The organism is Pseudochrobactrum sp. AO18b (assembly GCF_000409565.1).
GTDB classification, from domain to species: domain Bacteria; phylum Pseudomonadota; class Alphaproteobacteria; order Rhizobiales; family Rhizobiaceae; genus Pseudochrobactrum; species Pseudochrobactrum saccharolyticum.
The window spans coordinates 1-10821 of record NZ_ANNO01000029.1; the positions used below are offsets into that span (position 1 = coordinate 1).

Annotated in this window: 10 protein-coding genes and 1 tRNA gene; 2 read left to right on the top strand and 9 right to left on the bottom strand. The window is 50.3% G+C overall.

Annotation, left to right across the window (positions count from 1 at the left end):
* Nucleotides 1-21: 21 nt before the first annotated feature.
* The 4 genes from A918_RS0101425 to A918_RS19120 all read right to left on the bottom strand — a co-directional run bounded on the left by A918_RS0101425 (nucleotide 22) and on the right by A918_RS19120 (nucleotide 3850).
* A complete protein-coding gene (locus tag A918_RS0101425) occupies nucleotides 22-990 on the bottom strand; it encodes an ABC transporter substrate-binding protein (protein ID WP_022709330.1) in 969 nt (322 codons plus the stop codon).
* Nucleotides 991-1211: 221 nt separating this feature from the next.
* Complete coding sequence (locus A918_RS0101430) at nucleotides 1212-2339, bottom strand: NAD(P)-binding domain-containing protein (RefSeq protein ID WP_022709331.1); 1128 nt, start codon at nucleotides 2337-2339, stop codon at nucleotides 1212-1214.
* Between the two features lie 85 nt (nucleotides 2340-2424).
* A tRNA-Arg gene (locus A918_RS0101435) sits at nucleotides 2425-2501 on the bottom strand.
* 152 nt (nucleotides 2502-2653) lie between these two features.
* Nucleotides 2654-3850, bottom strand: coding sequence for a M20 aminoacylase family protein (locus A918_RS19120; RefSeq protein WP_022709332.1), 1197 nt, complete (start codon nucleotides 3848-3850; stop codon nucleotides 2654-2656).
* Nucleotides 3851-4275: 425 nt separating this feature from the next.
* Here A918_RS19120 and A918_RS0101445 point away from each other — a divergent pair, with 425 nt between their 5' ends.
* Complete coding sequence (locus A918_RS0101445; protein ID WP_151158998.1) at nucleotides 4276-5358, top strand: D-alanyl-D-alanine carboxypeptidase family protein; 1083 nt, start codon at nucleotides 4276-4278, stop codon at nucleotides 5356-5358.
* Between the two features lies 1 nt (nucleotide 5359).
* Nucleotides 5360-6526, top strand: coding sequence for a GTP-binding protein (locus tag A918_RS0101450; protein ID WP_033315806.1), 1167 nt, complete (start codon nucleotides 5360-5362; stop codon nucleotides 6524-6526).
* Between the two features lie 110 nt (nucleotides 6527-6636).
* Here the strand turns inward: A918_RS0101450 and A918_RS0101455 are convergent, their stop codons facing one another.
* The 5 genes from A918_RS0101455 to A918_RS19125 all read right to left on the bottom strand — a co-directional run bounded on the left by A918_RS0101455 (nucleotide 6637) and on the right by A918_RS19125 (nucleotide 10716).
* Entirely contained in the window at nucleotides 6637-6870 is a 234-nt protein-coding gene (locus A918_RS0101455) for a sulfurtransferase TusA family protein (protein WP_022709333.1), read from the bottom strand.
* Between the two features lies 1 nt (nucleotide 6871).
* Complete coding sequence (locus A918_RS0101460) at nucleotides 6872-8104, bottom strand: murein L,D-transpeptidase family protein (RefSeq protein ID WP_022709334.1); 1233 nt, start codon at nucleotides 8102-8104, stop codon at nucleotides 6872-6874.
* A 371-nt stretch (nucleotides 8105-8475) separates the two neighbouring features.
* Nucleotides 8476-9429: an acetyl-CoA carboxylase carboxyltransferase subunit alpha gene (locus A918_RS0101465; RefSeq protein ID WP_022709335.1), complete on the bottom strand. Its 954-nt coding sequence runs from the start codon at nucleotides 9427-9429 to the stop codon at nucleotides 8476-8478.
* 134 nt (nucleotides 9430-9563) lie between these two features.
* Nucleotides 9564-10499, bottom strand: a complete 936-nt coding sequence (gene xerD, locus A918_RS0101470; RefSeq protein ID WP_022709336.1) for a site-specific tyrosine recombinase XerD — start codon at nucleotides 10497-10499, stop codon at nucleotides 9564-9566.
* A complete protein-coding gene (locus A918_RS19125; RefSeq protein ID WP_022709337.1) occupies nucleotides 10489-10716 on the bottom strand; it encodes a hypothetical protein in 228 nt (75 codons plus the stop codon). Before A918_RS19125 ends, xerD begins: the two co-directional genes overlap by 11 nt.
* Between the last annotated feature and the right edge of the window lie 105 nt (nucleotides 10717-10821).

A 10821-nucleotide genomic window follows, 5' to 3' on the forward strand; every position in this document is an offset into this window, starting at 1 on the left:
CACGGCGCTCTAGAAAATAGATTATTCTTTGATGACTTTGCTGGCGCGATCGACCACAGCCTGTGGGATTTCAATACCCATTTTCTTTGCTGCAACCAGATTGACAACCAGATCTGTACCGGCGGCAACTTTCACCGGAATATCACCAGGCTTTTCGCCCTTCAGAATACGGACAACAACTTCACCGGTCTGCTTGCCAACATCATAATAGTTGAAACCGAGAGCGATGAAAGCACCGCGGCTGACGGAATCTGTGTCGGCAGTCATCAGAGGAATCTTGGCTTCTTCCGCAACACTGACCGCACCTTCAAGCGCAGAAATAATAGTGTTGTCGGTCGGGATATAAATCAGGTCTGCTTTACCGATCAAAGCGCGGGCTGCGCCCTGAACTTCAGCCGATTTGGTTGCAGCTGATTCAACCACTTCCAGACCACCTTCTTTGGCCGCAACTTTCAGGCCTTCGAGAAGCGAAATCGAATTGGCCTCACCGGAATTATAAAGGAAGCCGATGGTCTTTACATTCGGAGCTACTTCTTTGATCAGTTTGATGTGATCAGCAACCGGTGAAAGATCGGACAGACCGGTGACATTGCCGCCAGGCTTTTCCATGTTTTTAACAAGCTGTGCGCCAACCGGATCAGACACGGCAGTAAACACAACCGGAATATCACGGGTGCCGGAAACCACGGCCTGCGCAGATGGTGTGGAGATCGGTACAATTACATCCGGTGCTTCACCGATGAACTGACGGGCGATCTGAGCAGCTGTCGCAGGATTGCCCTGAGCAGACTGATAGGTGAATTTCAGATTTTCACCTTCTTTAAAACCGGCTGCGGCCAGTGCATCTTTTACACCGTCGCGGGCAGCATCAAGAGCCGGATGTTCAACAATTGCTGTGACAGCAACACTGACATCTTTGGCATTTGCCGGTGCAGCAATCATTGTTGTGGCCATAGCTGTCGACAGCAAAGCCAGGAAAAGTGTACGCATGAAAATCTCCCTCTGTTCCGCGTCCCGATCAAAACGAATAATCAGTTCTCGGAGAGAGGTCAACGCGCATCATATGGGATAGTCAAGAGGCGGACACTTTAGCGCTATTCTTACCGGCAGGCGTGGCGGTAAAAGCATAGTTGTTTCACGTGAATCATCGTGGTTAGCAAAAACTTAACGGCATTTTTTATGATTTACAGGTTTCACGAAATCAAAATCCGTTATGCATATTGTTTATTCAGCTCAAGATATTCGCTCAGCTCTTTAGCGGCTGCAGCGCCTGCGCGATTGGCTCCGATGGTTGAAGCAGAAGGGCCATAGCCAACGAGATGAATACGCGGGTCATTCACGACCTGTGTTGCCAGTCTGCCGCCCATAATAATACCGCCATTGGATTCGCGGATTTGTAATGGCGCCAGATGATCGAGGGAGCTGCGGAAGCCGGTACACCATAAGATGACATCGGCACGTTGTTCTGTGCCGTCTGCCCAACGGATACCTGTTTCTGTTATCTCGCTGAACATTGGCAGGCGGTTTAATGCACCACGTTCACGGGCAGCATGCAAAGCAGGGGTGAGGGGAATACCGGTTACAGAAACAACAGAGCCGGGTATCAAACCGCGGCGGACACGATCTTCGACAATAGCCACAGCTGCTCGGCCATCTTCTTCTGTAAATGGTGTTTCACGAAATTGCGGTTCGCTGCGGGTTACCCATGTTGTTGTGGTGACTTGTGAAATTTCATCAAGCAGCTGCAGAGCGGAAATACCGCCACCGACAATGACAACATGTTTACCGATGAATGCTTCAGCTGTCTGATAATCGCGGGTATGAAGCTGCTGTCCTTTGAAAAGTTCAGCACCGGTATAATGCGGTATGACCGGTGTCTCCCATGTGCCGGTGGCATTGATTAATCCGCGGGCAGTGAAAGTTTCCCTATCGGTTTCAATACGAAAACGCTCATTGCGCTCACAAACAACATTGACGCTCACCGGTCTGTAAACCGGCAAATGAAACTTCTTTTCATAGGCCGCATAATATCGGGGAACAGCAATGGATGCTTTGACCTCTGATACTTCGGGCTCCAGAACATCTGCGAAAGACATACCCGGAAGGTCATGAATCCGGTTTACTGTGCTGAGTGTGAGGGAAGGCCAGCGATATTGCCATGCGCCGCCGGCATCGGGCGATTTATCGAGAATGATAAAATTGCGGCCTGCTTTCAGACCCAGTTTTTGCAGATGATAAGCAGATGATAAACCGGCTTGTCCGGCACCAATAATGAGAATATCGGTTTTAAAGGCCATATGCAGTGCCGGTTTTGTTACAGTCTCTTGATTATCATTCATAGCCAGAATCCGCTTTATCGAACAACTAAACCTTACTTAGGTTTTTGTTCCGTTCATACAAGCGGTTGGTAGGGGGAGAGAGAAATGGTGATCCCGACTGGATTCGAACCAGTGGCCTACAGATTAGGAATCTGTCGCTCTATCCTACTGAGCTACGGGACCGGATAGTATGGTGCACACATACTGATTTTTTGACCGTAAGCCAAGGGCAGGCAGGGCAGAAAATACCGGAATAGTCTGATGAGAAATAAAAAAGCGAAGAGGGGATTATGCCTCTTCGCTGAACAGAAACCTGTTTAATTTGCAGTCTGAGATCAGGCTGCCATTTTCTCAGCCGGCGCTAGCTGCGCGTCTTTGAGACGATATTGTGCAAGCTCAACCCAGTAGCTCATGCCATAGGGCAGGGCATCATCATTAAAGTCATAGGCCGGATGATGCAGGTTTGCGCTCTCGCCATTGCCGAGGAAAATATAGCAACCCGGACGCGCTTCGAGCATATAGGAGAAATCCTCACCACCCATCATCGGTTCAACTTCACGGGTGATCGGACCATTGATACTGACCTTGTCAGCAACATCGGCGGCGATTTCTGTCTGGCCTGAATGGTTGAATGTCACCGGATAGTTGTTTTTAAAATCAAGATCGATCTTGATATTATTGAGCAGACCAAAGGCTTCACAATGGGCACGCATACGCTGCTCGGCAAAAGCACGGTTGTGCTTTGTGAGGCTGCGTACTGTGCCCGCGAGCACAGCTTTTTCCGGAATGATATTGTAAGCTTCACCGGCATTAAATTTGGTGACCGAGATTACCAGTGAATCCAGCGGGTTTGATCCACGTGAAACAATGCTCTGCAATGCGGTGACCAGCTGGGAGCCGATAACGATCGGATCAATGTTGCGATGCGGCTGTGCGGCATGGCCGCCTTTGCCGTTGATGCTGATGGTAAACTCATCAGTCGCGGCCATGATCGGGCCTTTGCAAACGGCCAGCTCGCCGACAGGGATGCCCGGCATATTATGCATGCCGTAAACTTCAACAATATTGAAGCGCTCCATCATACCGTCTTTGACCATAGCCAGACCACCGGCACCGCCTTCTTCGGCAGGCTGGAAAATGACGATGACTTCGCCGTAGAAATCACGGGTCTCGCAGAGAATTTTTGCAGCACCGAGCAGCATGGAGGTGTGGCCGTCATGGCCGCAGGAATGTGCCTTGCCCGGATTTTGCGAAACCCATTCCGGTGTGCCGGTTTCAGTCAGCGGTAATGCATCCATATCCGCACGCAAACCGATTGCCTGCCCCGCACCTTTTTTGCCTTTAATAACGCCGACAACACCGGTGCGTCCGATACCGGTCACAACTTCATCACAGCCGAATTCACGCAGTTTTTGTTCTACAAATGCCGCAGTTTCATGCACGTCATAGAGTAATTCCGGTTTGCTGTGTAAATGTCTGCGCCACAGGCTGACTTCCTGTTTTAATTGTGCGGCGCGATCTAAAAGCGGCATTTCTGTTCTCCGAACCTGTGTGCCTCTCCTCCGAGGCATTATGAGCGAGGCGGTATGTGGACTGCATAAAACTGAAATCACTCGTCACAGTAATGATGCAATAAAATTATACACACTATGAGCGGGTGTGGGTAAAACACAACGCTCTCAGATAACATAGTGTGTTTTATAAAATTTCGCCAATCGGTCTTTGCCTTTTATGCAGTGTCTGAGGTAGAAAAGTTTACTTAAGAAAAATGTGCAGGCATTTTTTCTGATGACCGGATTTTTGCCGCTTTATACCGTTTGAAGACCTGACGAAACAAATGCAGGTTCTGATCTGCGGTGAAGCAGGATATAGTTCCGGATATCTGAATACCGAATATTACGCCTTGAAAGGTGGTCATCCCATGATCCCGAATATTTTAAAACAATCTGTTCTGGCAATGACTGTCTCATGCCTTGCAATTTCGCAGGCTGTTTCAGTGGCGCAAGCCAATCCCTATATGGCTGTTGATGTGTCGACCGGTAAGGTACTGGCGCATAATGATGCTTTTAAGCGCTGGTATCCGGCATCGCTGACCAAAATGATGTCAGCCTATGTGGTGTTCCGCGCTTTGCGCTCCGGTCAGAAAACACTGGAATCGCCGGTGCGTATGTCTGTTGCAGCGACAAAAGAACCGCCGAGCAAAATGGGCTATAAAGCCGGTTCGGTAATGACACTGGACAGTGCTTTGAAAATCATGATGGTGAAATCCGCCAATGACGTGTCCGTTGCGGTGGCTGAATCCGTTGGCGGCAGCAAAGCCGGATTTGCAAAAATGATGAATGCCGAGGCAAGACGCATTGGCATGTTCGGTTCAAACTTTACTAATCCGCATGGTCTGCCTGATCCGAACAATTATTCTACCGCGCGCGATATGGCTTTGCTTGCCGCGCAGCTGCGTCGTGAATTTCCTGAATATGCGCATTACTTTAATACGGAAGCGATTGATCCGGGTGAGGGCAAAAAAGTTCAGGCCAATTACAATATTCTGCTCGGCCGGTTTAACGGCGCTGACGGTATGAAAACCGGCTTCATCTGCGCTTCCGGATTTAACCTCGCCGGCTCTGCAACCCGAAACGGCCGTACAATTGTTGCTGTTGTGCTGGGTGCAGCCAAACAGGAAGACCGCGCTGTGCAGGCTGCGGAATTGCTGCAAAATGGGTTTGCTACCCGTGGCGGCGGCGGTGCAACGCTTGCCAGCCTTGTGCCTTATGGCAGTAATAATAATCAGGCCACAGATTTGCGGGCGCAGATTTGCAGCCAGCAGGCTATGTCGGACCGCTGGGACGGACGTGATGTGGAAGGCCGTTTGAAAATCAATTCGCCTTATATTACGGCGATGACCCGTGAACCGGTTGCGGTTCCTGTCGGACTGGTCGCCAAAGCACCGGAAGTGCAGGCAGGCGGTGTGCTGCATATTTCACAAGTGCCGATTCCGCTGCAGCGTCCTATGCGCGGTAATCTGACAACAGCAGTGAATTAACATGTCCTTCAAACCGATCAGCGTTTCTGTGCTCACAGGTTTTCTGGGAGCAGGAAAAACCACATTGCTCAACCGGCTGCTGAAAGATCCTGCCTTGCAGGATACGGCGGTTATCATCAATGAATTTGGTGATGTCAGTATAGATCATCTGCTTGTTGAGCAGACGGCCGACGGGGTTATTCAGCTTGCTGATGGTTGCCTCTGCTGTACCGTTCGCGGTGAGCTGGTGGACACACTGGCGGATCTGATTGAACGGGTGCAGATGGGCAAGATCAATGCCTTGCAGCGCATTGTGATCGAGACAACCGGTCTGGCTGATCCGGTGCCTGTATTGCAGGCGCTGATGGGGCATCCGGTTTTGATGCAGGTTCTGAAACTGGACGGTGTGATTACCGCAGTTGATGCTGTGAATGGTATGGCGACATTGGATGCCCATATCGAGGCGGTGAAACAGGTTGCTGTTGCCGACCGGATTGTTCTGACCAAATCTGATCTTGCCGATACAGCACAGCTTACAGCTTTAAAGACGCGGATCAGAAACCTTAATCCGGCAGCCGAAATCTATGACAATGTTGCAGACGATATCGGTTATGCAGCTTTGTTTGATTGCGGATTGTACAATCCGGTAGGCAAGACACCGGACGTGCAGAACTGGCTGAAAGCAGACAGTTATGACGATCATCATGATCATCACGGCCACGTTTGTGAAATACATGGTGCAGGCTGTTCCGGCCATCATCACGGTGAGCATGGACATCATCATCACCACCATCACGATGAGACAATCCGTTCATTCTCGCTGAAACATGATGCGCCGGTACCTTTTGCAGCCATTGAAATGTTTCTGGATTTGCTGCGCTCTACCCACGGCGACAAATTACTGCGCATGAAAGGGATTATCGCTGTTGCTGAAGATGCTGAACGACCGCTGGTTATTCACGGTGTGCAGCAGATTTTGCATCCGCCTGTGCGCCTGAAAAGCTGGCCGCAGGAATTGCAGGACAGCAAATATCAGACACGTCTGGTTCTGATTACCAAAGATCTGGATGAGGCTTATATACGTGATCTGTTTGATGCGTTTTTAGGCAAGCCGCGTATTGATCAGGCTGATGCACAGGCGCTGACTGATAATCCGCTGGCAATTCCCGGTTTTTCCATGAAAGGCTAAAAGTCTTAGAGCGGTTTACGTCCAGATTGGATCATAGTGCTCGCTCTAGATTCTTTATTTGGTCGCATTATCACGGGCGTCAAGTTGATCCAACTTGACTGTGAAATGCTTTAGCCCTTTTGTATCAGAAAATGAAAAACCCGACCCTCATTCTGCTGTTCCAGCAGAATATGCCCTTCTGACTGGCAGAAATGGGCAATATCGAGTGGGGAAAGCGGATCAGTGGTTTCAATCCTGATCCGGTCACCGGCAGACAAGTCTTGCAATTTTTTACGGGTTTTCAAAACAGGTAAGGGGCATTGCAGCCCCTTAAAATCATAAAAAACTTCAGCTTCAGCGGTCATTTTATTGGCCGGTCAGCCGGTTCCAGAGAGATTTCTTCTCAGCTGTTGTAGCCGGCATATCCGGTGTTACCTGAGGGGCAACAACGGCTGCTGCTGCCGGATTATTGTTCGGCACAGGAACAGAAGCGGTTGCATTCTGATCCAGAACAGGCTGGGCTGCTGCCGGTACATTAGCTGCAACCGAGGTTGCAGCAGGTGCTGTTACAGGTGTCTGAGCGATCGCTGTCGGTGCTGCAGTATCCGGTGCGCCTGGTGTCTCGGAAGAGGCAGGGCTTAAAGATGGCGGCGTGCGGGATACTTTCTCACCACGTGCGCGACGTGCACTCCAGTCAGATACCAGTTTTGCTTCCTGAACACCCATGATTGAAGGCGCAGGCTGTTTTTTCGATGATTTATTCAGCGCGCTCGAAAAAGCTGCATCATAGGTTTTCTGATAGCTGGAATAAGCAGACTGGATTGAATCCGGCTGTGACATTGGCGGGCAGGCGGCAGAAGCCGAAAGTCCCTGCTGTCCCGGGAAATTCTGATTAAAGACGTAACGCTTGCCGCAAACATCGACTTTCGGCGGTACTTTTGTAATTTCGAACTGGTCATAGCCTTCTTTAAGCATGGTCCAGAACTGGTAATTCGGATCATTCTTATAGCGAGCCATATTGGCGGCGGTCATACGGAACGGGTAGGCCTGAACCTGAAAATCGCGCTGACCGCCCTTAAAGGCATCTCGTCCGAAAGCATAAATTTCAGACATGCTTTCGTCAGTCATGGAATAGCAACCGGCAGAAGAACAGGCACCATGCACCATCAGATGCTGACCGGTACGGCCATTGGCGCGGTCATAGGCATTCGGAAAGCCGAGATTGAACGACAGGTAATATTGGGAGTTCGGGTTCATCTGCGCAGCAGAGACCGAATAGAAACCTTCCGGTGCCTGACGGTCACCCTCTACATATTTAGGACCGAGTTTGCCTGACCATTTGCAGATCTCATAGGACGCAACCATGTCATAGCGGCCGTTGGTTTTCTGTTTCCAGACTTCCAGAACGCCTTCTTCTTTGAAGATACGCGCCATAACCGGCGATGTCTTGTTCATGCCCTTGGCTTTAATTTTAGCCAGAACTTTGGAAGGCAGCTCACGCTCTGCTTTAGCGCCGACACCATCAAAGACTGAACCCTGACAACCGGCAAGTGCTACGGTTGCGATCAGTGAAGCAAAAATTGCAGTTCTGAGTTTCATGAGTGTCACCGGCAATATTAGGCAAGAGTTGGAACAAAATATCCTGAAATAGCAAAAAGGCAAATTTTCAGCCGCAATCAGTTTGTCCCGTAGTATCGGTCAGTATGATTGATAAAGTGTTATTAACTTAGCATCGGGCAATATTTACAGCAAATGACCCGTATTGACCATATGCCTTAGAGCAGTTCCTGTGACGGCTGAATTGCCGGAACAGCTCTTTTTTGTTCCGCGCATCCTAGCGGGAAAAGAAATCAGTCCGGCGAAATGATTTCCCGCGGAAGCGCTTCGCACTTTTGCCGGAAATGCTTTTAAAAGATAAAGGCCGCGTTGGTTGCGCGGCCTGAATTTGAAATAAGTGGTTGAAATCTCACTCAGAGATTACGACCCATGGCCAGATATTTCTGACGACGTTCCTGTTTCAGTGTTTCGCCGTCCACGCCTTCAAGAGATTTCAGCGCTGTTGCAATCACTTCGCCTGCAGCATCGATAATCGCATTTTTACCGCGATGTGCGCCGCCGAGAGGCTCAGGAATAATATTATCGATGATTTTCAACTCAAGCAGATCCTGCGCAGTGATGCGCATATTGGTGGCTGCATCTTTGGCACGGGTCGAATCACGCCACAGAATAGAAGCAGCACCTTCCGGTGAGATCACCGAATAGATTGCATGTTCGAGCATGTAAACGCGATTGGCGACAGCAATCGCAATCGCACCACCGGAACCGCCTTCACCGATTACAACCGTGATAACCGGTATACGCAGTTTCAGGCTCATTTCCAGCGAGCGGGCAATGGCTTCTGCCTGACCGCGCTCTTCCGCACTCACACCCGGATAGGCACCGGCAGTATCAATGAATGTGATTACCGGCAGTTTGAAACGGTCAGCCAGCTCCATTATACGGATGGCTTTGCGATAGCCTTCGGGACGCGGGGAACCGAAATTATGTTTCAGGCGGGTCTTGGTGTCATTGCCTTTTTCCTGACCGAGCACCGCAACAGCCTGACCGTTAAAACGCGCAAAACCGGCCTGAATGGCCTGATCTTCGGCAAAGTTACGGTCACCGGCCAGCGGCGTGAATTCTGTAAACAGGCGGTTCACATAATCCAGACAATGCGGACGGTCCGGATGACGGGCGATCTGCACTTTCTGCCAAGGGGTGAGTTTGCGGTAAATATCTTTCAGCGCGTCGCTAGAGCGCTTTTCAAGGCGCCGTATCTCATCACTCATCTCGACACTGCCGCTTTCCTGCGCCAGCTTTTTCAGTTCGAGGATCTGACCATCGAGATCTGCGACGGGTTTTTCGAAATCAAGGTAATTATACATATGACCTGACTATTACGCTCCGGAGACTAAAACCATCAGACATTAAGGTCTGAGAGAGGGTTTCATCTGTCCTATATAGATTGTCTGACAGAAAAATCTATCTGCCGAATATGTTTCTCTTAAACTTCATAGCGTCAATCGGCAAGCGGATGATGCGTTGCAACGAGCTGATGCAGTCTTTCTTCCAGCACATGGGTATAAATTTGTGTCGTAGAAATGTCCGAATGGCCTAATAATTGCTGAACTGCACGTAAATCTGCACCATTTTGCAAAAGATGACTGGCAAAGGCGTGACGCAGCACATGGGGAGAAACCGCAGCGGCTGCAATACCGGTACGCGCTGCCAGTGCTTTCAGATCACGGGCAAAGACCTGCCGTGCCAGATAACCGCTTTCCGAGCGGGCAGGAAACAGCCAGGGACTGTCCTGCCATTCCGGTACTCTGTCACGCAGACTCACATAAAGCTGCAGGACATTCTGCGCTTTGACCGAGAGCGGCACCATGCGTTCTTTGGCACCTTTGCCGCGCACCAGCAGAAAGCGCTGATTGCTGCGGATAGTTTTCTCCGGCAGGCCGACAAGCTCGGTGACACGCATACCGGTGGCATAGAGCAGTTCCAGCAACGCATGCAGACGCACGGCGTTGAAGTAACCGCTCATATCTTCCTGGGGCTGCGCTTCTGTTTCAGCCTGCGCCAGTAGCTTTGAAACGGTGTCTTCGCTCATAATTTTGGGTAGCGCCTGATTTTTCTTCGGCGCATCGATGATACCGGTCGGATCGTCGCTGCGCATACCTTCAGTATAGAGAAAGCGGAAGAATTGTCGCAAAGAGGAGAGGCGGCGTGCCTGTGAAGTGGAAGCGAAGCCCTGAATATTCATCTCATCAAGGCAGGCTTTAATATCGACGGAATTGGCTGAAACCAGTCCGGTTTTGCGGCCTGCCATAAATTCCGCAGCGGTTTCCAGATCGCGGCGATAGGATTCCAGCGTGTTCTCGGCGGCACCCCGTTCCGCACTCATCATTTCCAGAAACGAGTCGATTGCAGCATCTGTTGAGAGATTATTCTGCATCTTCAGCCTCCGGTTCACCCTCTGTATAGGGCGATGGCACAGGGGCAGGGCTGACAGGTGCTGTATCGCGCGGTTGCTGCACCATTTTATGTGCCGGTACGCGAACAACAATCTCTGATGTCACCGGACTGACCGTTTTCACAAGCACCAGCATCAGCCCGTAAATACAGGCAGAAATCAGAGCCAGAAGGATAATCAGGCGGGTGAGGGTCGGCATAAGGGTAATAGTGCTTTCACAGTGACAAAGATATTTGGTGCCATTGTGCCCTGATAATCTCAATAAAGCCTAACTAAATTCGACAGGAAAAAGAAAAGGCCCCGG